Annotated in this window: 17 protein-coding genes; 10 read left to right on the top strand and 7 right to left on the bottom strand. The window is 73.7% G+C overall.

Features of this window, described 5'->3' with window-relative positions:
• Nucleotides 1-1,404, bottom strand: a 1,404-nt coding sequence (locus E1300_RS33810; protein ID WP_165503114.1) for an ATP-binding protein, incomplete at its 3' end; no start/stop codon positions are given.
• A gap of 110 nt (nucleotides 1,405-1,514) precedes the next feature.
• Here E1300_RS33810 and E1300_RS33805 point away from each other — a divergent pair.
• The 4 genes from E1300_RS33805 (at nucleotide 1,515) to E1300_RS33790 (ending at nucleotide 5,151) form a co-directional block, all read left to right on the top strand.
• On the top strand, nucleotides 1,515-2,117 hold the full coding sequence (locus E1300_RS33805; protein ID WP_131761178.1) for a dihydrofolate reductase family protein: 603 nt from the start codon (nucleotides 1,515-1,517) through the stop codon (nucleotides 2,115-2,117).
• 232 nt (nucleotides 2,118-2,349) lie between these two features.
• Nucleotides 2,350-3,210, top strand: a complete 861-nt coding sequence (locus E1300_RS33800; RefSeq protein WP_131761177.1) for a peptidoglycan-binding domain-containing protein — start codon at nucleotides 2,350-2,352, stop codon at nucleotides 3,208-3,210.
• 46 nt (nucleotides 3,211-3,256) lie between these two features.
• Nucleotides 3,257-4,171, top strand: coding sequence for a peptidase inhibitor family I36 protein (locus E1300_RS33795; RefSeq protein ID WP_131761176.1), 915 nt, complete (start codon nucleotides 3,257-3,259; stop codon nucleotides 4,169-4,171).
• 32 nt (nucleotides 4,172-4,203) lie between these two features.
• Nucleotides 4,204-5,151 (top strand): SpoIID/LytB domain-containing protein, encoded by a 948-nt coding sequence (locus E1300_RS33790; RefSeq protein WP_131761175.1) that lies wholly within the window; start codon nucleotides 4,204-4,206, stop codon nucleotides 5,149-5,151.
• Nucleotides 5,152-5,221: 70 nt separating this feature from the next.
• On the opposite strand, the gene E1300_RS33785 is transcribed toward E1300_RS33790, so the two are convergent.
• Nucleotides 5,222-6,160, bottom strand: a complete 939-nt coding sequence (locus tag E1300_RS33785; protein WP_165503113.1) for an NBR1-Ig-like domain-containing protein — start codon at nucleotides 6,158-6,160, stop codon at nucleotides 5,222-5,224.
• A 493-nt stretch (nucleotides 6,161-6,653) separates the two neighbouring features.
• On the opposite strand from E1300_RS33785, the gene nhaA reads away from it, so the two are divergent.
• From nhaA to E1300_RS33770, 3 genes are all read left to right on the top strand, one after another.
• Nucleotides 6,654-8,546 (top strand): Na+/H+ antiporter NhaA, encoded by a 1,893-nt coding sequence (nhaA, locus tag E1300_RS33780; protein WP_131761173.1) that lies wholly within the window; start codon nucleotides 6,654-6,656, stop codon nucleotides 8,544-8,546.
• A gap of 170 nt (nucleotides 8,547-8,716) precedes the next feature.
• On the top strand, nucleotides 8,717-10,018 hold the full coding sequence (locus tag E1300_RS33775; RefSeq protein ID WP_131761172.1) for a cation:proton antiporter domain-containing protein: 1,302 nt from the start codon (nucleotides 8,717-8,719) through the stop codon (nucleotides 10,016-10,018).
• A 152-nt stretch (nucleotides 10,019-10,170) separates the two neighbouring features.
• On the top strand, nucleotides 10,171-11,319 hold the full coding sequence (locus E1300_RS33770; protein WP_131761171.1) for an NDMA-dependent alcohol dehydrogenase: 1,149 nt from the start codon (nucleotides 10,171-10,173) through the stop codon (nucleotides 11,317-11,319).
• Between the two features lie 63 nt (nucleotides 11,320-11,382).
• On the opposite strand, the gene E1300_RS33765 is transcribed toward E1300_RS33770, so the two are convergent.
• Nucleotides 11,383-14,556 carry an NACHT domain-containing protein gene (locus E1300_RS33765; protein WP_131761170.1) on the bottom strand — a complete coding sequence of 1,058 codons (3,174 nt, stop codon included), beginning with the start codon at nucleotides 14,554-14,556 and terminating at the stop codon, nucleotides 11,383-11,385.
• A 469-nt stretch (nucleotides 14,557-15,025) separates the two neighbouring features.
• On the opposite strand from E1300_RS33765, the gene E1300_RS33760 reads away from it, so the two are divergent.
• The 3 genes from E1300_RS33760 (at nucleotide 15,026) to E1300_RS33750 (ending at nucleotide 18,259) form a co-directional block, all read left to right on the top strand.
• On the top strand, nucleotides 15,026-15,625 hold the full coding sequence (locus tag E1300_RS33760; protein ID WP_131761169.1) for a dihydrofolate reductase family protein: 600 nt from the start codon (nucleotides 15,026-15,028) through the stop codon (nucleotides 15,623-15,625).
• A gap of 138 nt (nucleotides 15,626-15,763) precedes the next feature.
• Nucleotides 15,764-17,056: a CE1 family esterase gene (locus tag E1300_RS33755; RefSeq protein ID WP_131761168.1), complete on the top strand. Its 1,293-nt coding sequence runs from the start codon at nucleotides 15,764-15,766 to the stop codon at nucleotides 17,054-17,056.
• Between the two features lie 123 nt (nucleotides 17,057-17,179).
• Complete coding sequence (locus tag E1300_RS33750) at nucleotides 17,180-18,259, top strand: esterase-like activity of phytase family protein (protein ID WP_131761167.1); 1,080 nt, start codon at nucleotides 17,180-17,182, stop codon at nucleotides 18,257-18,259.
• A 10-nt stretch (nucleotides 18,260-18,269) separates the two neighbouring features.
• On the opposite strand, the gene E1300_RS33745 is transcribed toward E1300_RS33750, so the two are convergent.
• The 4 genes from E1300_RS33745 to E1300_RS50485 form a co-directional block, all read right to left on the bottom strand.
• A complete protein-coding gene (locus E1300_RS33745) occupies nucleotides 18,270-18,680 on the bottom strand; it encodes a VOC family protein (protein ID WP_131761166.1) in 411 nt (136 codons plus the stop codon).
• A gap of 23 nt (nucleotides 18,681-18,703) precedes the next feature.
• Nucleotides 18,704-19,507, bottom strand: a complete 804-nt coding sequence (locus E1300_RS33740; RefSeq protein WP_131761165.1) for a maleylpyruvate isomerase family mycothiol-dependent enzyme — start codon at nucleotides 19,505-19,507, stop codon at nucleotides 18,704-18,706.
• Between the two features lie 98 nt (nucleotides 19,508-19,605).
• Nucleotides 19,606-19,959 carry a hypothetical protein gene (locus tag E1300_RS33735; RefSeq protein WP_131761164.1) on the bottom strand — a complete coding sequence of 118 codons (354 nt, stop codon included), beginning with the start codon at nucleotides 19,957-19,959 and terminating at the stop codon, nucleotides 19,606-19,608.
• A 41-nt stretch (nucleotides 19,960-20,000) separates the two neighbouring features.
• On the bottom strand, nucleotides 20,001-21,807 hold a 1,807-nt coding region (locus E1300_RS50485; RefSeq protein ID WP_165503112.1), incomplete at its 5' end, for an alpha/beta hydrolase family protein.

The following is a 21,807-nucleotide window of genomic DNA, read 5'->3' as shown; positions in this document are numbered from 1 at the left end:
CTCGGCGGCGGGGTCGAGCGCGTCCAGCGCGGCGGTGCCGTGGGCCACGCCCGCGGCGGACCTGCCCGCGTCGAACGCCGCCGTCGCGGCGCGTTCGAGCACGTCGGCGCGGTCGGCGCCGATCAGCTCGGCGGGCTCCGGCACCTTCGCCCACTGGTCGAGGACGAGTTCCAGCAGGTGGAGCTGCTCGTCGTGGGCGTTCTGCCGTCCGGCGTGGCCGGCCGCGCGCCACGCGGCGGGGAGCGCCCGCCCGTACTCGCCGGCGGCCGTCCAGTGCTCGGCCAGCGCGAGGCCGCCATCGCCGCCGGTCCCGTCCCCGGCGCGGGCGGCGAGCGCGGCGGCGTAGCGGGCGTGCATGCGCCGCCGCCGGGACGGGGGCAGCGCGTCGTACACGACCTCGCGGATGAGGTCGTGCCGGATCGCGTACCCGTCCTCGCGCGCGACCACGAGGTCCCGGCCGGTCAGGTCGGCGAGGGCGTCCCACGGCTCGTGTCCGGGCCCGCCGCGGATCGCGCCGATCAGGTCGTCGGCGAGGCCGCCGCCGCCCGCGACCGCGAGGATCTCCAGCGTCTCGTGGGACGGGGCGGGCAGGTCGGCGATCCGCGCGAGCAGCAGGGTCCGCAGGTCGCCCGGCGGTGTCTCGCCCGCGTTGCTCAGCGCCTCGACGAACAGCGGGTTGCCGCCGCTGCGCCGGTGGATCCGGCCGCTGCGGGCCGGGTCCGGCGGGCGCCCGTCGACGGCCGCGAGCAGCGCGGCGACGTGCCGGTGCGCCAGCGGGCCGAGGCCGACGCGCTCCACCGCGCCGCCGCGGCCGAGCTCCGCGAGCATCCGCCGGTCCGGGCGCCCCGCGGCCGGCTCCCCGGTGCGGACGGTGCCGACCAGCAGCACCGCGGCGCGCGCCAGGTTGCGGACCAGGTAGGCGAACAGCTCGCGGCTCGACGCGTCGGCCCAGTGCAGGTCCTCGACGACCACGACCACGGGCCGCGCCTCCGCCGCCGAGCTCAGCAGCGCCAGCGTCTCCTCCAGCAGCCTGGCGGGCCCGTACCGTTCCGGCGCCGGGCCGAGCTCCGGCAGCCAGTCGCCGAGCGCGGCACCGTCCGGCGGCAGCAGCGCCGCCACCCGGTCGCGGCCGAGCCGGCGCACGAGGTCGCGCAGGACGGCGATGAACGGCACGTAGGGCGCGCCCTCCGCGCCGAGCTCCAGGCATCCGCCGGACAGCACCAGCGGGTCGCCGGGCAGTTCCCGGACCGCCTCGGCGACCAGCCGCGACTTGCCGATGCCCGCCTCGCCGGAGACCAGGACCGTGCTCGGACGCCCCGCCCGGGCCCGGTCGTAGGCCGCCCGCAGGACGGCGATCTCGCCGTCCCGCCCGACGAGTAACGGGCTGACGGCCGAATCCGTCATCACCGACCCCTCCAAGCCCGGACCGAATGTCACCAGATCTGACGACGCCAGCCTGCCAGCGGGACCGCCACTCTGAACGCATCGACCCCACGATCGGAAGGAACCGGACGATGACCGGACAGAACGCCCGCCGCACCGTCACCGCCAACATCTCGCTGTCCCTGGACGGCCGCACCACCGGGCCCGGCGGGGAGTACGACATGGGCTGGATCGCCCCGCACGCCGTCAGCTCCGGCGCCCGCGACCACATGGTGCGGGTCACCGGCACCGCGACCACCGCCCTGCTCGGCCGCAAGAACTACGAGGGCTTCGCGGGGTTCTGGCCCGCCGTCGCGGGCGACGAGGGCGCCGACCCGCGGGACCGGGAGTTCGCCCGCTGGCTCGACGCGGTCGAAAAGGTCGTCTTCTCCACCACGCTGGAGACCGCGGCCTGGGACAACGCGCGGATCGCCGGCACCGACCCGGTCACGGCGGTCAAGCAGCTCCGCGAGCGGGACGGCGGCGACATCGTCGTGCTCGCCAGCGCGAGCGTGATCCGCGCCCTCCTGGACGCCGGCGAGGTCGACCGGCTGAGCGTCACGCTGTGCCCCGAGCTCGTCGGCGGCGGCGCGCGGCTGTTCGACGACGGCCCGTCCGCGTCGTGGACGCTGGCGTCCAGCGAGGCCACCGAGAGCGGCGCGCTCTGCCTCCTGTACGACCGCGCGGAGGGGTAGGCGCGGGGTTCGACGGTCCTGCGAGGGGCCTGGCCGGGGTTGTCCCGGCCAGGCCCCTCCATTCGTTCGAGTGCTGGTCACCGCCGTGCCGTCTGTCAGATCCGTACGGAAACCGCAGGCGGGACAGGCTGACAACAACGATCTTCTTGAGGACACGTGGGTGATCGATGACCGTGGACTCCGCCGAGGGCGACGCCCCGAGCCTCCCATCGCCCGCATCCAGGAGTCCCCCATGAGATTGCCCGTAGCCGCCGCCGCGCTCACCACGGTCGCCGCGGCGGCGGCCGCCCTGATCGCCTCGCTGCCGCAGGGGTCCGCGGCGACGGTCGCCGAGACGGCCGGTTCCGCGGCCCTGCCGAGCGTCAACATGGAAGCCGCCGTCAAGGCGGCCCAGATCGACCCGCGGCGCGCCGACCAGACCCTCACCCCCGGCGCGAAGGCCAGCGTGCTCCTCGTCGAGCAGGCGCTGCGCGACCGGAAGCTGCTCGACGCGAAGTGGGTGGACGGCTACTTCGGCACCACGACGGTCGCCGCCTACGCGAAGTACCAGAAGTCGCTCGGCTACACCGGTCTCGGCGCCACCGGGCTGCCCGGCAAGGCGTCCCTCGTCAAGCTCGGGTCGGGCCGCTTCACCGTCACCCGCACCATCGAGCCGGGCGCCCGGGTCGCCTACGGCGACGCCGTCGTCAACGCCCGCACCCAGAAGATGCTGGCCGAGGCGAAGCGGCTGCTCGGCCGCGACCTGCCGCTGGACCAGGGGTCCTACAACCCCGGCGGCGACCCCACGTCCGCGGGCACCCACGACGGCGGCGGCGTCGTGGACGTCTCCGTCAAGGGGATGAGCTCCGCCACCCGCACCTCGGTCACCCGCGTGCTGCGCCAGGTCGGGTTCGCGGCCTGGGTGCGCAGCCCGAGCCAGGGCGACTGGCCGTGGCACATCCACGCCGTCGCGATCAGCGACACCGACCTCTCCGCGCCGGCCCAGCACCAGGTCGGCGACTACTACCTCGGCCTGGACGGGCTCGCCAAGCGCGGCCCGGACGACGGCCCGAAGGTGACCATCCGCACCTGGGAGGAGTACCGCCTCCGCTGACCCGCCCCCCTCGATCCGCACTCCGCGATCCCCGAAAGGAACCAGCATGAAGACGTCCAGCAAGATCATCACCGCGACGGCCGCGGCCGTCGCCGCCGGCGGCGCCGCGTCCGTCCTCGCCTTCGGCGGGACGGCCTCCGTCAACGCCGCGTCCATGGCGGCCGCGAGCCGCGACGGCGTCTGCGACAGCGGCGAGTTCTGCTACTACTACAACAGCGGCAACACCGGATCGGTGTCCGACTTCACCGGGTCCGTCGCCGACTACGGCGCCACGCAGCCCTCCTGCTACGACTTCAAGGGACCGGGCGCGGGCAAGGGCAAGTGCGTCAAGAACGAGGCCGCGTCCGTCTGGAACCGCAGCACGAAGACGGTCCGGGTCTACTTCAACAGCAACTACGGCGGCACCTACCAGGACTTCAAGGCGGGCGCCAAGGGCAACCTCAACGCCAGCCTGAAGAACCAGAACGCCTCCCACCAGTTCTCGCCGACGTCGCGCACGAACATGTCGTACAGCCTGTACACGCTGAGCGGCGGCCGCATCACCTGCGGGTTCGACGGCTACACCAGCACGCCCGGACGGCACGAGGGCATCGACATCGCCCGCGGCATCGGCTCGGACGTGCACGCCCTCGTCAGCGGCAAGGTCATCTACATCGCGCGCGGCGCCAACGGCAGCGCGGGCCTCTCGACGATCTCCGTCTACAACGCGTCGCTGAACAAGACGGTCATCTACCTGCACTCGGCGCCGCGGTCCTCGCTGGCCGTGGGCCAGTCGATCAGCCGCGGCCAGGTCATCGCGGACGAGGCGTGGCACGGGGTGTCGTCCAGCTCGGGCGCGCACACCCACGTCGAGATGCGGCTCGGCAAGCAAACCCACGCGGCCAAGAGCGTCAACGACCCGACGCTGGACAACCCGAACCCGACGTCGTTCTGGAACTCCCAGGGCTACAACGTCCGCTAGCCGGCCGCGCCCTCCCCCCGAAGGAAGAAACTGTGTCGACACGAACTGTGCGGCTCGTGGCGCGGCTCGCCGCGGCGACCGCGACCCTGGCGCTCGGCGGAACGGTCCTCCTCCCCACGTCGCCCGCCTCGGCGGCGAGCCGCGACGGCGTGTGCGATAGCGGCGAGTTCTGCTACTACTTCAACAGCGGCAATGCCGGGTCGGTCTCCGACTTCACCGGCTCGGTCGCCGACTACGGCACGTCCCAGCCCTCCTGCTACGACTTCAAGGGGTCGGGCGCGGGCAAGGGCCAGTGCGTCAAGAACCACGCGGCCTCGGTCTGGAACCGCGGCACCAAGACGGTCCGGGTCTACTTCAACAGCAACTACGGCGGCACCTACCAGGACTTCAAGGCGGGTGCCAAGGGCAACCTCAACGCCAGCCTGAAGAACCAGAACGCCTCCCACCAGTTCATCAGCTCCACCACTCCGCCGACCGGATGCAAGACCGACGGCACGGACAGCAAGCTCCCCTCGACGATCCTCGTGTACCGGGTCTCGCTGAACCGGGTGGACCGGGTGGCGTTCAAGACCTACGTCAAGAACGTCCTGCCCAACGAGTGGGTGACGTCCTGGCCGAAGGAGTCCCTCAAGGCGGGGGCGATGGCCGTCAAGAGCTACGGCTGGTACTGGGCGCTGCACTCGACCCGCAAGACGCCGGGCGGCCAGTGCTTCGACGTCTACGACACCACGTCCAGCCAGGTGTACAAGCCGGGCTCCGCGGTGGCGTCGACGAGCAGCGCGGTCGACGCGACGTGGGGCACCCGCATGACCCGCGGCGGCAAGATCCTCCAGGCCCACTACTGCTCGACGACGACGGCGTGCGGCGGCTGGGTCACCGGCGACTGGATGTCGCAGTACGGCTCCCGTGACAAGGCCAACGCGGGCGCGAGCTACTCCACGATCCTCAAGGCCTACTACAGCGGGATCACCCTCTCCTGATCCCGGCCCGCGGGCGGTGGCCCCGCGACCGTCCGCCCCTGGTCCCCCGCCGTGCCCCCACGGCGGGGGATCAGGGCGCTTCGACGATGATCTGGAAGTTGACCGGACGGTTCCCGGGGAACGCGACCCTCCCTGACGCGTCCACCATCTTGAACCGCACGTAGCACAGGCCCGGCTTCTTCGGTGTGGTGATGACGGTCCTGATGTCGACCATCCTGCCGGGACGCGTGTCGTCGATCGGCACGTCCGAGATGGTCTGGCACTGGTCGGCCCGCTGCGGGAGGTCGAGGCGGCGCAGCGAGTACCCCTGCCAGGGCACCTTCCCGGAGTTCTTGAGCCGCCACACCTTCGTCACCGTCTTGCCCGCGCCGACGCGCGTGCAGTCGGGCAGCGTGATGTCGGCGATGAACGCGGCCGCGTCGCCCGGGTGCGCCGGCGGGGCCGCCGCCGGGTTGGACGGGTGCACCGGGCAGTCGGCCGGGGACAGCGCGGCCTCCGTCACGGCGGCGGACGGCTTCCGGCCGCCGTCGCCGGACCCGAGGCCGCCGTTGACGGCGACCACGACGAGGACGACCGTCCCGACGCCGGCGGCCGCCACCAGCGCGATCACGGCCGGCCGGCCCAGCCGGGGACGCCTCCGGTCCTCCGGCGCGGAGGGGGAGGTGCGGACGTCACCGGCGAACCCGCCGGGCGGTAACGGCGGCGCGGGAACGGACGCCGAGGCCTCGGCGGGCGCGTGCGCCCCGCCGCCGAGATGCGCGGCGGACCGTCCGCCGGGGCCCGCGGCGGAGGTCGCGAGCCCGTCGGACGAAGGGACCGCGACGGCGTTGCCCGCGGTGCCCGCCGCTCTGACCGCCCGGTTCGCCTCTTCCCAGCGCTCGCGGTACGCGGCCGGATCGGCCCCGCACGCCTTGACGAACTCGGCGGTGGTCCCCCAGCTCGGGAGCCTGTTCCCCTTGGTGGCCTCGTGCAGTGTCGTGTGCGAGATCGCCCCCGACCGTCCCGACATCTCCCGGAAAGGTGGGTTTCCAACCGATTCACGCAGTTCTCTCAGAGTCGCCGCGAACGCCGCGATCGCCTCCGCCTGTGCACGCATGTCGTCCACCGGGTGAAGCTAACAGCGCCACGGCGCGTGCTCAAGCACGAACGGATATCCGATCGGCGGGCGGGCGAGACGGATACTCCCGGGTCGGCCCACAGATCATCCGCGTGCCGGAGCGGGGGCCGCGACGCCGCATCGTGCGAGGCGAAGCGTGATCAACCTGTGACGTTTCCCTCGGCCGGCGCCATTCGCGGCGGCCGTTCCCCGCGCACCGGCCACCCCAAATGGAAACGGGCGGTTTCGGGTAAATGAAAGGCCGGTGCGCGGCCTTTCGCGACCCCTCGCCCCCGCCCGGTCCCCGGGTCCCCGTCCCGGTGCTGCGATCATGAGGTGAGCAGGACAGGGCCCGCTCGCCGACCGGCGGCCGGGCGGGGCGGACGGAACGGACGACGGTGCGGACATGACGGTACGGCGCGACGAAGCGGCCCCGGCGTCCTCCGCCCGGACGGCCTGGGCCCGCGGCCTCCGGACGCCGCTGCGGGACTTCCTCCGCACCGAGACCGGCGGCGCGGTCGTCCTGCTGGCCGCGACGCTCGCCGCGCTGGCCTGGGCGAACGCCGACTCCTCGTCCTATGACGGCTTCTGGGGGACGGACGCGTCCGTCCGGATCGGGGACCACGGCCTCGCCATGGACCTGCGGCACTGGGTCAACAGCGGGCTCATGACGCTGTTCTTCTTCGTCGTCGGGCTGGAGGCGCGCCGCGAGTTCGACATGGGCGAGCTGCGCGACCGGCGGCGGCTCGCGCTGCCGCTGGCCGCCGGCCTCGGCGGGATGGCCGTACCGGTCGCGATCTACCTCGCGCTGAACGCGGGCGGCCCGGCCGCGCACGGCTGGGGCACCGCGATGTCCACCGACACGGCGTTCGCCCTCGGCGTGCTCGCCCTCGTCGGCAAGCGGTTCCCGGCCCGCCTGCGCCTCTACCTGCTCACGGCGACCGTGGTGGACGACATCGTCGCGCTCCTCGTCATCGCGACCGTCTACAGCCACCACGTCGAGACCGGCCCGCTGCTGGCCGCTCTCGCGGTCCTCGGCGTGACGCTGCTCGTCCGCCGGGCGGGCGTCGGCCGCGCCTCCGTCTACGCGGTGCTCGGCGCGGCGGCCTGGCTGGCGCTGAACGCCTCCGGCGTCGAGCCGGTGGTGGTCGGTCTCGCCATGGGCCTGCTCACCTACGCCTACCCGGCGGCGCGCGGCGACCTGGAGCGCGCGTCGGAGGCGTTCCGGCTGTTCCGCGAGCAGCCGACCCCGGAGCTGGCCCGCTCGGCGCGGACGGGCGTCATCGCGGCGATCTCCCCGAACGAGCGGCTCCAGCAGCTGTACCACCCGTGGAGCAGCTACGTGATCGTGCCGCTGTTCGCGCTGGCGAACGCGGGCATCCCCATCGGCGCCGGGTTCCTGCGGCAGGCGTTCACCTCGCCCGTCACCCTCGGCATCCTGCTCGGCTACCTGCTCGGCAAGCCGATCGGCATCCTCGGGCTGTCCTGGCTGGTCACGCTGCTGAGCCGGGGACGGCTGCGGCCGCCGGTCGGCTGGGCCGCGGTCGGCGGCGGCGGCGCCGTCGCGGGGATCGGCTTCACGGCCGCGCTGCTGATCGCGACGCTTGAGTTCAGCGGCGAGCGGCTCGCCGAGGCGAAGGTCGGCATCCTGGCGGCGGCGCTGTGCGCGGCGGTGCTCGCCTGGCTCGCGATGCGGGCGACGATGCTCCTCCCGGCCCGGCTGCGGGTGCGCGCGCTGCTCGGCACCGCCGAGAGCGTCATCGACCTGGCCTCGCCGGTCAGCACGGACCGCGACCACGTCCGCGGCCCCCGCCGCGCCCCCGTCACCGTGGTCGAGTACGGCGACTTCGAGTGCCCGTACTGCGGGCGCGCCGAACCGGCCATCCGCGAGCTGCTCGCCGACCACGGCGACGTCCGGTACGTCTGGCGGCACCTGCCGCTCACCGACGTCCACCCGCACGCGCAGCTCGCGGCGCAGGCCGCGGAGGCGGCGGCCGCGCAGGGCGCCTTCTGGGAGATGCACGACCTGCTGTTCGAGCACCAGGACGCGCTGGAGGCGCGCGACCTCGTCCGGTACGCGGGCGAGCTCGGGCTGGACGTGGCGCGCTTCCGCGACGACCTGCGCCGCGGCGCCGGAGCGGCCCGGATCGACGAGGACGTCGACTCCGCCGACCTCAGCGGCGTCTCGGGCACGCCGACGTTCTTCATCAACGGACGCCGCCACCAGGGCGCCTACGACCTGGACAGTCTCCAGAAGGCCGTTCGCATTGCCCGCAAACGCGCCACTCTCACCTCCTGACCCGCCACCCCCTCCTTTCTCATTCGTCCCGCGAGTCACACGGCGATCGAATCCGCCTTGAACACCGACCAATTCTGGATCAATACCGTCCGGTTGTGGATGGTTTACCAGACTTCCAGCGATACGGGGAACAATTCCTATTTTGACAGCAAGAAAGGAAGTCCCCCGTCATGTTCGATTCGATGGCCACGGCCGCCGACATGAGGCTCGCGATCCTGTTCGCCGGAATCGCGGTGGTCCTGCTCACCGGCGTCCTGTTCGGCCGGGTCGCCCGGTCCCTCCGCCAGCCGATCGTGATCGGCGAGATCGCGGCGGGCATCGTGCTCGGGCCCAGCCTGCTGGGGCTGCTCCCGGGCGATCCGACCCGGCATCTGTTCCCCGCCGACGTCCGGCCGCTCCTGTCGGCCGTCTCCCAGGTCGGCCTCATCCTGTTCATGTTCATGGTCGGCTGGAAGTTCGAGCAGCGCCTGATCAGGCCGCACGTCGGGATGGCGGCCGGGGTCTCGCTGTGCTCGGTGGCGCTGGCGTTCGGGCTGGGCGTGCTCTCGGCGCTGGTCCTGTACGACCACCACGACACCGTGGGCGGCAAGCACATCTCGTTCGTCGCGTTCGCGACCTTCATGGGCGCGGCGATGTCGGTGACGGCCTTCCCCGTCCTCGCGCGCATCCTGTCCGACCACCGGCTCACCGACACACGCGTCGGCACGCTCGCCCTGGCCAGCGCCGCCGTCGACGACGTCCTGGCCTGGTGCATGCTCGCCTACGTCTCGGCGCTGGTGACCTCGGACGGCGACACCGGCGACCTCGTCACGATCGCGCTGCGCAGCCTGGTCTACGCGGCGGTGATGTTCCTGGCGGTCCGGCCGCTGCTGAGCGCGCTCACCTGGTGGTTCGCGGGCAAGGAGCAGTGGCGGCCGCTGCTCGTCACGCTGTCCGCCGGCGCGCTGCTGTCGGCCTGGGCGACGACCTGGATCGGCATCCACGCCATCTTCGGCGCGTTCCTGTTCGGGTTCGTCACCCCGCGCGAGCCCGCCCGCGTGCTGGCCGAGCACGTCCGCGAGCCGCTGGAGCAGATCAGCCTCGTGCTGCTGCCGGTGTTCTTCATCGTGACCGGCCTCGGCGTGGACGTCGGCGGGCTGTCGGGCACCCAGTACCTCGAACTCGGCCTGATCCTCCTGGTCGCCTGCGCCGGCAAGCTGCTGGGCGCGATCGTCCCCGCCCGGCTCCTCGGGCTGCCCTGGCACGAGGCCGGCACGCTCGGCCTGCTGATGAACACCCGCGGCCTCACCGAACTGATCATTTTGAACGCGGCCGTGAGCCTCGGCGTCCTGGACGGGCAGATGTTCACCATGATGGTGCTGATGGCGCTGTTCACGACCGCCCTCGCCGGGCCGCTGCTGCCGCGCGGCGAGGCGATGCTGGCGCTGCGGCCCGAGGCGCGGACGGTCGTGCCCGCGCCCGGCACCGGCTGACCGTCCGCCATACCACCCGGAAGCGGAAAAACAGGGGCGCGACCTGTAGATATCCGAATCGTGTTCTAGTAGGAAGGAGGCACATCAAACCGCTTCCGTTGTGCGGCACCGCGGGGCGCCCGAACGACGGTCGAAAACAAAGGTGGGCCCTCATGCAGACCCGTGCGGCAGTCCTGTGGGAACCCAACTCCGAGTGGAGTGTCGAGGACATCGAGCTGGACGACCCCAAGGCGGGCGAGGTCAAGGTCAAGCTGGCGGCGTCGGGCCTGTGCCACTCGGACGAGCACCTCGTCACGGGTGACATGGTCCTCGACCCCGAGGTCGCGGCGCTGCTCCAGCTGGAGCAGTTCCCCGTCATCGGCGGGCACGAGGGGGCGGGCGAGGTCGTCGCCGTCGGCGCGGGCGTCTCGACGCTGAAGGAGGGCGACCACGTCGTCCTCGGCTTCATCCCGTCCTGCGGCCGCTGCCCGTCCTGCGCGATGGGCCGCCAGCACCTCTGCGACCTGGGCGCCTTCCTGCTCGCCGGACGCCAGGTCTCCGACTTCACCGCCCGGCACCACTCCAAGGGCGGCAAGGACCTCGGCATCATGTGCTGCACCGGCACGTTCGCGCCCTACACGGTGGTCAACGAGGCCACCTGCATCAAGATCGACGACTGGCTGCCGCTCGACAAGGCCGCCCTGGTCGGCTGCGGCGTCACCACCGGCTGGGGCGCGGCCGTCAACGCCGCGGGCGTCCAGCCCGGCGAGACCGTCGTCGTGATCGGCCTCGGCGGCATCGGCATGAACGCCGTCCAGGGCGCGGCCATGGCCGGCGCGAGGCACGTCGTCGCCGTGGACCCCGTCGAGTGGAAGCGGGAGAAGGCCACCTCCACCTTCGGGGCCACGCACAGCGCCGCCTCGCTCGAAGAGGCGACGGCGCTGGTCAACGAGATCACCTGGGGCGCCAACGCCGAGCGGGCCATCCTCACCACGGGCGTCGCCACCGGCGACCTCGTCGCGCCGATGATGGCCCTCGTCGCCAAGGGCGGCCGCGGCGTCGTCACCGCGGTCGCGCCGATCGCCCAGGAGGACGTCAAGCTGAACCTCTTCGACCTCGCGATGCAGCGTAAGGAGCTGGTGGGCTGCCTGTTCGGCAACTCCAACCCGCGCCGCGACATCCCGCGCCTGCTGCGCCTGTACGAGGAGGGCAAGCTCAAGCTCGACGAGCTCGTGACCAACACGTACGAGCTCGACGACGTGAACCAGGGCTACCAGGACATGCGCGACGGCAAGAACATCCGCGGCATGATCAAGTACTGAGCGGCGGGCGGTGCCCGGGGCCGGTGGGAACCCGCCCCGGGCCCGCCCGTTTCCGGGGCCCGGTCAGCCGGCCGCCAGGAGGATCGTCTCGATCGGGACGGCGTCGCCGGTGCCGCGCCGCTCCAGCAGCGTGACGCCGCGGGCGATCCGCCGGTACGCGTCGGCCGCGGCCGCGTCGACCGGATCGGCCTCCGCCGCCAGGCACAGGGCCGCCAGCCGGATCGCGGTCGCCTGGTCCTGCGCGAGCTCGACCCGCCGCTCGAAGGCCGGGACGGCCAGAAGCCGCAGGTGCTCGGCGACGTGTCCCGCCCAGTCATGGCAGGGCGACCCCTGCGCGTCGAGGGCTCGCAGCAGGCCGTCCCGCGCGGAGTGGACGGTGGCGACGAGCGAGTCCGGCGAGACGGTGTCCTCGGCGGAGGCGAGGCCGGCCCGGTCCGCGAGCACGGCGGCCATCTCCCGGGGGAACGTGTAGAGGCTCTTGTAGGCCGTCCGTTCGAGGGCCTGCTCTAGGGCGTCGGTCATGGCGGTCCCCATGGCCTGGAGGCATGCCTGGCGGACGTCGGCGGTCCCGTCCGCCGGATCGCCGGGTTCGAGCCCGGCCAGGTGGCGGGCGTGCCGCGCGGTCTCGTCCAGGTCGGTGTCGGGCTTGTCGAGCGCGACGGCGAGCGCGTGCGCCTCGTCGGGATCCGGCAGGGCGATACGGGCCAGGGCGTCCGGGCGGATCAGGGTGCCGGTGAGGACCGACGTGTCCGGACGGCCCCCGGCGAGCGCGGTGGCCTTGCGGAGGGTGCGCTCGACGGCGATGGCGAGCTCGGCGACGCGGTCCCGGTCCCTGGCCGCGCCGAGCTCCGCGAGGAGGGCGTGCAGCAGGGCCCTGGTGCGCGCGATCAGGAGGCCCGCGAGCGCCGGCCTGGCGGCCTCCATGTCGGCCTCGGCATGGACCCGGACGGTGCCGTCGGTGATCGCGTGCGGTGACGGGGTGCCGCCGCTCGTCCACAGTTCCGGGACGGCATCGCGGCCGGACGCGGCATCGCGGTCGCGGTCGCGGTCGGACGCGGTGTCGCGATCGGGGGCGAGCCAGAAACCGTAGGCGGCCTCGTCCGCGTCCTGGCGCGGGAGGCGGCGCCTGGCCGCCAGGTCGTCCAGCTCGGCGCGGGTCGGCAGCCGGTAGTCGCCGTGCCCGCTCCGGTGGTCGCCCTCGCCGAGGATCTCGTTCACCCAGTCGGCGAAGTCCAGCGCGTCGCTGCCACGGACGCCGACGACGGCACCGTCGTCCCCCGCGCCGCCCTCCCCCGTACCGCCCCGCCCCGTACCGGCGGCCTCCCCCGCGCCCGCCGCGTCGCGCGGGCCGTCGGGCGACCGGGCCTCGCCCCGCGCCGCCCTCTCGGCGCAGAACAGCCGGTAGATGCCGGTGGTGACCGGCCTGAGGCACACCCGGCCGGTGCCGGCGGCGCGGGCGGTGTCGCGCAGGTGCCGGGCCACGAGCACCCGGACCATGCGGCGCCGCAGCTCCGGATCGCCCTCCAGCGCCACCGACCCGACGTCCAGGCGGGCGCGCAGCGCCGGTGCCAGCTCGCTGGCCTGCTCGGCGCAGTCGAACGCCAGCATCAGCGCCGGCTCCGTTCCGGACGCGAGGCAGGCCCGGACGATCGGACCGGCGTCCGAGCGGGCCGCGCACAGCACGATCGTCTCGCGCCACCACGGGTCGCCGATCGAGGCGGCCAGGTCGTCGACGAGCCCCTTCTCCCGGATGTACACGGCCGCCAGGTACTCCTGGAAGGTCTGGTGCGCGAACGCGTAGACGCCGTTCTCCCGCTCGAACACGAGGCCGTTCGACTCGACCTCCGCGAGGAACTCCGGCGCGGACACCAGCGTGGAGATCCGCGGCAGCGCCGACTCGATCGCCGCCAGCATCTCCGGGCGCGACAGGTCCCGCTTGCGGCGCCGCATCATCGTGTAGGCGATCTCCCGCAGCAGCAGCTCCTTCTTGTCGCCGCGCGGCCGGACGGGGAGCCGGCTCGCGTCCCGCCGCCGCCACAGCATGACCTGGCAGATCTCGGCGTACAGGTCGGCGCGGCTGCCCGGGAGGACGTCCCGGTAGCGGTGCACGTTCGCGATCATCGTGAGCAGCAGCGGGTTCACCGCGAGCTCGCGCGGCCCGGGGGTCGTCTCCAGCCTTTCGAGGAGGTCCTCGGCGGCGCGCTCGGCGCGGGCGTCGACGTCCCGGGACGCGGCCCCGGCGCTGCGCCGCTCCTCCGCCAGGTACCAGCCGCGGACGAACCCGGCGACCTGCTCGGGTGTGAACAGCCGGACCTGCACGACCACGGCGCCGCGGACGGGCGCCTCCCGGTAGCCCTGCGGCCGCGACGTGACCACGAAGTCGTTGTCCGGGTACCGGGTCGTCTGCTGCTGGATCCAGTCGGCGACGAGGCGCCGGTCCTCCTGGACCGCCACCTCGTCCAGGCCGTCCAGCATGACGACGCAGTCGCCGGCGTTGAGCCGCTGCTCGAACCAGCCCTCGGGCTCGGCCAGCCCGTACCGGCGGAGCTTCTCGCCCAGCAGCGCCGACAGGGCGATCCGCGGGTCCGCGGTGATCGCGCCGACGTGGTCGCGCAGGTACAGCAGGATCGGGACGCGGCGGCGCCGCCCCCACGTCCGGCGGCCGCCGTTGCGGTTGCGGCACACCTGGCGGGCGGTGTGCTGCACCAGCGTCGTCTTGCCGCTGCCCGGCGGGCCGATCACCGCCAGGATCGACGGCTGGTTCCGGTCGAGGAAGTCCCGGATCGGCCGGCGCTCCGCGACGTGCGGCGGCACGTCCGCGAGGATGCCCCCGCCGACCTGGTGCGCGGCGCGCAGCACCAGGCTGACGTCGACGAACACCTCGTCCAGCTCGGGGGTGTGGTAGCCGATGGTGGCGAGGCCCTTGAGGTCGATGAAGCGCAGGTCGCTCAGCACGTACCGGACGTAGCGCACCCGGAACCGGCTGAAGCGCCGGCCCAGGCGCCGGACGATGGCGTCGGCCAGCCGGCTCCGCCAGCGGTCGACGACGTCGCTCGCGACCCCGCCGACGAAGGCGAGGGCCACGAGCACGGACTCGTAGCCGAGCACCAGCAGCGTCGCGGCCACGGGGTTGTCGGCCGCCGCGTCCGGCAGCGCGCCCAGGGCCGCCGACGGCGGGACGACGGCCATGGCCGCCAGGAGTATCTCCGCGGTCCTGCCGCTCTCTTCCCGTCCCATCGGTCTGGCGACCTCCCCTTGTGCCCCTCACCGGCGGCGGACGGGTGCGGCGCGTGAACAGGCCCCTTTTCCCGGCTCCGCATCGGCCGTCCGGTAAGGAACGGCAAAGAACCGCCGACCGAAATCGCCATCAAGGTCTGCCGGAAATGGCGTCATGGACGGCGCGGACCCGCGGCCGTCATCCGCTCCGCGAGCCCGCCGCCCAGCTCATCGGTCGTGTTGGGCCGGCATTCGGTGTCCGCACATCGTGACAAGGATATGACGTGCCGTTCGTCGAATTGGTTCGGTTCAGCACCGTACGAGGAAAGGATCTTGCGCGCCTCGCAGCCACAGAATCCAAGGACGAATTGAGCAATGCCTCGCGGAGGGCGGAAGGTGGTGCGGTCGCCGGCCGGCACGTCCGGGGCGCGGCTCCACTACCGTGTCGCGGGTAGAGCCCCTCACCTCGGAAGTTGGACTGGTCATCGGCATGCGCGAGCTCGTGTACTACATCGCCTCCACCGTGGACGGCTTCATCGCCGGCCCCGACGGCACCGACCCCACCGGGCCCGGTGGCTTCTGGCCCATCCCCGACGACTACCTCCAGCACCTCATCGCCGAGTACCCGGAGACCCTGCCCGGGCCGGCCCGGCAGGCTCTCGGGATCACCGCCCCGGGCAGCCGGTTCGACACCGTCCTGGAGGGGCGGCACTCCTACGAGATCGGCCTCAAAGCGGGCGTCACGGACGCCTTCCCGCATCTGCGTCATCTGGTGTTCTCCCGCACCCTGTCCACGAGCCCGGACCCCGCCGTCGAGATCGTCGCGACCGATCCCGCCGCCGCCGTGCGCGACCTGAAGCGGCAGGACGGCAAGGACATCTGGCTGATCGGCGGCGGCACGCTCGCGGCCGCGCTGTACCCGGAGATCGACCGGCTCATCGTCAAGCTGGCACCGCTGACCACCGGCGCCGGCATCCCGCTGTTCGGCCGCGACGCCGCCTTCGACCCGCGCGTCTGGCGGCTCGCCGACCACACCGCCCTCGGCAGCGGGGCGCTCATCCTCACCTACACCCGCACGGCGACCGAATAGACCGTCCGGCCTTTTGTCAGAGAGGGCTAAAGAACGGCGGTCCGGTCTGCTCATTCATGCGTTGGCCGCCGGTGCGGGCGGGGCTTACCGTGGCGCGGATTCGTACTTCCTACGACTCGGCTCACAGGAAGGACCCCCGTGAACTCCCACCCCCCTCGTTCCCGGCGCGGCCTCACCACCGCAGTCCTCGTCGGAGCGACGCTGAGCGCCGTCCACACCGGGACCGCGCACGCCGCTCCGTCCGCCGCTCCCCCCGGCGCCGACCGCGTCACCGTCACCGCGGCCGGCTCGCCGGCCTACACGCTGTCCGGCGGGCTGTCCTCGGGGGCCGTCGCCGTGCTGGACAACGTCGCGTCCTACGAGACCGACAAGATCCAGGGGACGGGGACGCTGCCCGGCTCCGGCGGCGGCACCGCGACGGTCTCCTTCAAGATCGCCCGTGACGGCTTCGCGCTCAAGGGCGAGTTCTCGTTGCAGGACCCGGGCGCGGGCGTGGAGATCTCCGCCAAGGTCGACGGCGGCGTCACGCTGCCGGGCGAGGCGACGGTGCGCTGGGAGGGGAACGGCACCGTCCGGCGCGGTGGCGGCTCGTCCAGCCAGAAGGTCGCCTTCACGGTCGAGGACCGCCACCCCGACCCCGGCGACCACGCCATCCGCATCACCCACGCGGGGCAGGCCCGCAACGCCATCCTCCGCCTGCCCGACGACTACGACGGCACGCCGCGTCCGGCGCTGTTCCACTTCCCCGGCCTGCTGGAGACGCCGGGCCTCGCCGAGTACTACGGCCGCATGGCCGACTACGCCCAGACCCGCGGCTTCATCCAGATCACCCCGGAGCACTACGGCGTCGGCTGGCAGGGCGTCATGGGCGGGACGCCGTCCCCCGACCTGGACGACCCCGGCTTCGTCAACCGGCTCCAGGACATCCTCGTCCAGCGGTTCAACGCGGACCCCAAGCGGCTGTACGCCTCCGGCATGAGCAACGGCGGCTTCTTCACCAGCAAGATGGCCTGCGACAACGACCGCTTCGCCGCCTACGTCCCGGTGTCCGGCCAGCTCAACGACCCCGCCGCGTGCCATCCGGGACGGCATGTCCCGATCGTCCTGATGCACGGCGACGGTGACCCGCTCGTCCCGTACTCCACGGTGCAGCCCGCGCTCGACTTCTGGACGCGCAACAACGGCTGCGGCACCCGGAGCACGGCCACGAACCTGCCCGACATCGCGCCGGACGACAACACCACCGTCGTCCGCCACGACTACCCCGACTGCCCGGCCGACGGCCCCGTGACCCTGTACGAGATCAAGGGCGGCGGGCACAACTGGCCCGGCGGGACGCCGTTCCTCGGCCCGTTCCTCGGCGGCACCACCTACGACATCAGCGCCAACGCCGTGATCTGGGACTTCGTCTCCCGCTACCGCCTGCCCTGACACGTCCGGCATGTCCGGCGCCCGGCGAACCGTTCACCGGAAGTTCGGCCAGAGCTGTGAGCATGCCGCCACCCTGCGCCAGGTCCGCCTCTAAGGTCGGGGGCGTCGTCCATGGAGGTAGGCATGCGGTCGTGTCATCGGTTCATCCCCGCGGTGGGGCTGGCGGTCCTCGCCGTCGGCGGCGTCACGCCCGCCGGGGCGGCGGCCCGTCCGGTCGCGGCGTGCTCGCCGTCGGCCTCGCTGCTGGGCTTCTCGGACGCCCTCGACAAGATCCGGGTGGGCGGCACGGACGTCGGCGGGCTCTCCTCGCTCAGCCTGACGGGCTCCGGCGGCGCCGTGGCGCTCGTCGACAACATCGGCACCACACCGGCGCGCTTCTACGACCTCTCGCTGCGGATCCGCCAGGGCCGGCCGGCCGTGGCGGCCCGCGGTGTGACGACCCTCAAGCGTCCGGACGGCACCGCCTACACCGGCGCCGACTTCGACGGGGAGGGCCTCGTGGCGGAGCGGGGCGGGCGCACGATCCTCGCCAGCTCCGAGACGGAGCCGTCGATCCGCCGGTTCGACCGGACGAGCGGGCGGCAACTGGCCGAGCTCCCCGTCCCCGCGCGGTTCCGCGTCGCCCCCGCGGGCGAGGCCGTCCGCAACGCGACGTTCGAGGCGCTCGCCGCGACCCCCGACGGCAGCACCCTGTACGCGGGCATGGAAGGGGCGCTGTCCGGCGACGCGCCCGGCCCGCAGCGCATCGTCCGCTACAGCGGGCGGTCCGGCGGCGCCTACGTCCCGTCCGCCCAGTACGCCTACCGGACCGACCCGGCGCTCGGCCTGGTGGAGCTGGCGGCCCTGCCGGACGGCGGGCTGCTCGCGCTGGAGCGCGGCTTCACCTCCGGGGTCGGCAACACCGTGCGCGTCTACCAGGCGTCGACCAGGGGCGCCAGGGACGTGTCGGACGTCCCGTCGCTGGCCTCCGCACCCGGTGCCGCGCTCAAAAAGAAGCTCGTCGTCGACCTAGTCACGTGCCCGCCCTCCGGCGCCACCGCCAAGCAGCCCCAGCCCAACCCCCTGCTCGACAACATCGAGGGCATGGCGCTCGGCGGCCGGACCCCCGATGGCCGCCGCGTCCTGTACCTGATCTCGGACGACAACGCCGGCGCCACGCAGACCACCCGCGTCTACGCCCTGGCCGTGCGCGTCCGGACGTGACCCGTCCCGGTCAGCTCGACTGCTGGATGCGGACCACGTTGCCCGCGGGGTCGCGGAAGGCGCAGTCGCGCACCCCGTACGGCTGGTCGGCCGGCTCCTGGATGACCTCGGCGCCCGTGCCCTGCACCTTCTCGAAGACGCCGGCCAGGTCGGGCGTCGCCAGCATGATCCAGCCGTAGGTGCCCTTGGCCATCATCTCGGTGATGGTGCGGCGCTCGTCCTCGGTGACGCCCGGGTCGGTGGCCGGCGGCGCCAGCAGGATGGACGTGCCGGGCTGCCCGGCGGGACCGACCGTGATCCAGCGCATCGTCCCCTGCCCCACGTCGCTGCGGACCTCGAAGCCGAGGGCGTCGCGGTAGAACGCCAGCGACGCCTCCGGGTCGTCGTGCGGAAGGACCGTCGTGTGAATGGTGATGTCCATGCCGCTCACGCTAGCCCCCGCCGTCAGGGGGTGAGCGCCATCCCGGCCAGCACCTTGGCCGCCAGGTCCGCGTCCCCCGCGGCCCGCACCTTCACCGCGTCCGGGCCGCACCGCCCGGCCGCGAGCCGGACGAAGCTCTCCCAGTCCATGTCCAGCGCGGCGGTCGGCGCGTCCGGCTCCCCGTCGGCCCACCCGCCGCGCCCGTCGGCGTCGACCACGACGGCCGTCCGGTGCTCGACGGGCCCCGAGATCCGGAACAGCACCGACTGCCCCGGCGACGCGCCCGCCCGCCGCGCGACGACCATCGGCAGCCCGCCGCCGATGAGCTCCCAGAAGCACGACGCGGCCGGCGCGTCGAGGTTGCCCGGACGGCCGACCGCGCGCCGCACGTCCTGCTCGTGCGTCCAGCAGTCCATCGCGCGGAACTTCATGAACAGCGCGTACGTGCCCTCCTTGCCGTTCGGCAGCGCGGTCTTCGTGCCGGGGTCGATGCCGGGCAGCTGCGCGAGCCGGCGCTCCAGCACGTCCGCCAGCTCGGCCGCGACCTCGGGGCCCGGAACCCGCCGCCGGGCGTGCACCCCGACCTCCAGGAACCGCCCGAAGTCGCTGCGGACATGCTCGAACTCCGGCACGTCGACCTCGGGCAGCGGGTCGCCCAGCAGCGCCGACTCCACCGAGACGAGGTGCGCGATCTGGTCCTTCACCGTCCAGCCGGGGCACTCGGTCGGCTGGTCCCACTCCCCGCCGCCGAGCGTCGCCGTCAGCGCGAGCGTCGAACGGACCGTCTGCTCGAACGCCGCCGTGTTCGCACGCATCTCGTCGTTCATCCCGACGCCCTTTCGCTGGGGGAACAGCGATCTCAGCGTACAGATCACCCCATCCCGCCCTCGGACGCCCGCCCCACCCCCCAACACGCTCGGACGGCTCAGGGCGTGGGCGGGGGTGTGGTGCGTGCTTGCCGGGCGCCTCGGAGCCTTGCGAGCGGGCCGGACGGTGGGGCGGTCGCGGCCAGGGCGTCCAGGTGGGCCGCCGCGCGGGACAGGTCGGCGGCGGCGATGGCGCAGGCCGCGAGGTGGGCGTCGGCGGCGGCCGCGAACCAGGGCGGGACCGCCGGGTCGTCGCGGAGCCTCCGCACCAGCGCGCGCAGCCGGGCCGCGCAGTGGTCGACGCGCTCGGCGTCCGAGCGCAGCAGGGCGGCGGAGCCCGCGACCGATCGGCGGCCGGACGGGGCCCCTCCCGGGACGCGCCTCGACGTGAGCCGCTCCACCGCGCGGCTCACTCCTCCGCCTTGCCGTGGACGCCGTCCACCGCGAACCCGCTTCATGCGTCACGTCCGGGGAAGACGGGCGCGCCCGCGTCGCGGCGGAGCATCCGGTGCGGGCTGCTGAGGCACAGGATCGGCCGGGCGCCGTCGAGGCCGAGCGCCCGCAGGTGGGCGGCGAGGGGGTGATCGGCGGCGCAGCCGCCCAGCCGGGCCCGCGGGGCGGGATGCAGCCAGGCCGGTCCGTGGGCGCGGACATGCGTGCGCAGCGTGGCGCCCGCCCGCGCGGAGTAGAGGACCTGGTCGCCCGACGGCGCCGGGACGCCGGGGCCGAGCGGTCCGGCGAAGGCCAGGACGCGGTCGTCGGGCGTGCCGACGGCGAGCGCGGCGCTCCGGCCGTCCAGGTGGACGCGGACGGGGGCGGCGGACACGTGGTCGCTCCACAGGTTCCGGTGGGCGGCGACGGCGGCCGGAGTGCTCAGCACCGTGGTGAGCATCCAGAGGCCGGCGCCGCGCAGGTGCGGCCGGCGGAGCAGGTCCAGGCAGACGCCGACCGGCCGCGGACGCCACGGATCGTGGACGAGCACGCCCAGGGTGACCTCGCGGTGCGGCCCGAGCGTGCTCTCGCGGTGGTCGTGGACGCGCAGCGCCACCACCGTCCGCGTGCCGGCGCGGACGGGCAGGAGGCCGCCGGGGACGGCGCCGCCGGCCTCGCGGAGCACGGCCAGGGCCGAGGCGGCGTCGGCGGTGAACCAGGCCGTCAGGACCGCCGCGTCCGGTGTCCGCGCGGGCAGGTCGACCGGGCCGTCGGGGGTCGGCTCCGCGCGGGACACGACGGTGAGGAACGGGAACCCGGGCGGGCGGCGCGCGTCGTCGTAGAGCCGGTAGACCGAGCGGCGCAGGACCGGGCCGTTGTAGCGGGCGAGTTCCTCCTCGATGCGGGCGCGGGCCTCGGGGAGGTCGTGCTCGATGTTGGCGGCGTACCGCTCCAGGCTGTGGCAGGCGGGGAAGAGGTGCGCCGGGTCGCCGTAGTCCACGACGTACCGTCCGGGACGGGGGTCGAAGCAGTTCCCGGCGCCCTGCCCGTCGAGGCTCGGGATGATGTCGTGCCGGTTGGTGACGCTCGCGACCCAGGTCGCCGGGTCGGCGGGCTCCTTGAAGTCGACCGGCGAGCCGATCGCGATCACGTGGGTGATCCGGTAGCGGGCGCTGAGCGCGGGGTCCCGGCTCAGGTTCATGACCGCGGCGCCGCCGGCGCTGTGGCCGATGAGGGCGAGCTCGGCCCCGGCGGGGATCCGGTGGTCGGCGAGCGCCTTGGCGAGGGCGCGGCTGTAGGGGCCGCTGTCGAGGACGGTGCTGCTGAACGCGCCGAGCAGGTCGCCGGGCGAGGCGTCGTCGGGCGCGCCGACGCGCATCCCGGGCGCCAGCAGGACGTGCCGCTCGACGCCGTCCGGGCCGCGGACGGTGAGCAGCAGCGCGCGGCCGGTGGGGCCGATGGCGAGCAGGTCGCCGAGCAGGCCGAGCAGCGTCGCGTCGCGGCAGAACCGGGCGGTCTCGGACGCGGACGGCTCGGCGCGCTCGGCGGCGCCGAGGCCGCGGTCGAGGTGGGCGATGGCGCGGTTGCTCATCCCGGTCAGCGGGTCGGCGGTCGCGGCGCCCATGCCGGTGGCGATGAGCCAGGCGGTGTGGTCGTTCAGCGGGTTCTGGTCGAGCAGCGCGCGCAGCGCGAGGACCTCGCCGAACACCGGGGAGACGGCGCTGAGCGCGCCCGCCGCCCCGCGCTCCCGGACGAGGGCGCGCAGGGCCCTGGCCGCGGCGATGCGGCCCTCGCCGGCCGCGTCGACCAGCCGGCGCGTGAGCGGGTCC

Origin of the sequence: Actinomadura fibrosa, from assembly GCF_900659615.1 — a bacterium.
Lineage (GTDB): Bacteria > Actinomycetota > Actinomycetes > Streptosporangiales > Streptosporangiaceae > Spirillospora > Spirillospora fibrosa.
Note: the sequence above shows the minus strand (reverse complement) of the source record. Positions and strands in the feature narration are given on the sequence as shown.

What these genes read in the sequence shown, in the direction of transcription:
- E1300_RS33805 (WP_131761178.1), top strand. Translation starts at nt 1,515, where the DNA reads ATGACCGGACAGAACGCCCGCCGCACCGTCACCGCCAACATCTCGCTG.
- E1300_RS33800 (WP_131761177.1), top strand. Translation starts at nt 2,350, where the DNA reads ATGAGATTGCCCGTAGCCGCCGCCGCGCTCACCACGGTCGCCGCGGCG.
- E1300_RS33795 (WP_131761176.1), top strand. Translation starts at nt 3,257, where the DNA reads ATGAAGACGTCCAGCAAGATCATCACCGCGACGGCCGCGGCCGTCGCC.
- E1300_RS33785 (WP_165503113.1), bottom strand. Translation starts at nt 6,160, where the DNA reads ATGTCGGGACGGTCGGGGGCGATCTCGCACACGACACTGCACGAGGCC.
- nhaA (WP_131761173.1), top strand. Translation starts at nt 6,654, where the DNA reads ATGACGGTACGGCGCGACGAAGCGGCCCCGGCGTCCTCCGCCCGGACG.
- E1300_RS33775 (WP_131761172.1), top strand. Translation starts at nt 8,717, where the DNA reads ATGTTCGATTCGATGGCCACGGCCGCCGACATGAGGCTCGCGATCCTG.
- E1300_RS33770 (WP_131761171.1), top strand. Translation starts at nt 10,171, where the DNA reads ATGCAGACCCGTGCGGCAGTCCTGTGGGAACCCAACTCCGAGTGGAGT.
- E1300_RS33765 (WP_131761170.1), bottom strand. Translation starts at nt 14,556, where the DNA reads ATGGGACGGGAAGAGAGCGGCAGGACCGCGGAGATACTCCTGGCGGCC.
- E1300_RS33760 (WP_131761169.1), top strand. Translation starts at nt 15,026, where the DNA reads ATGCGCGAGCTCGTGTACTACATCGCCTCCACCGTGGACGGCTTCATC.
- E1300_RS33750 (WP_131761167.1), top strand. Translation starts at nt 17,180, where the DNA reads ATGCGGTCGTGTCATCGGTTCATCCCCGCGGTGGGGCTGGCGGTCCTC.
- E1300_RS33745 (WP_131761166.1), bottom strand. Translation starts at nt 18,680, where the DNA reads ATGGACATCACCATTCACACGACGGTCCTTCCGCACGACGACCCGGAG.
- E1300_RS33740 (WP_131761165.1), bottom strand. Translation starts at nt 19,507, where the DNA reads ATGAACGACGAGATGCGTGCGAACACGGCGGCGTTCGAGCAGACGGTC.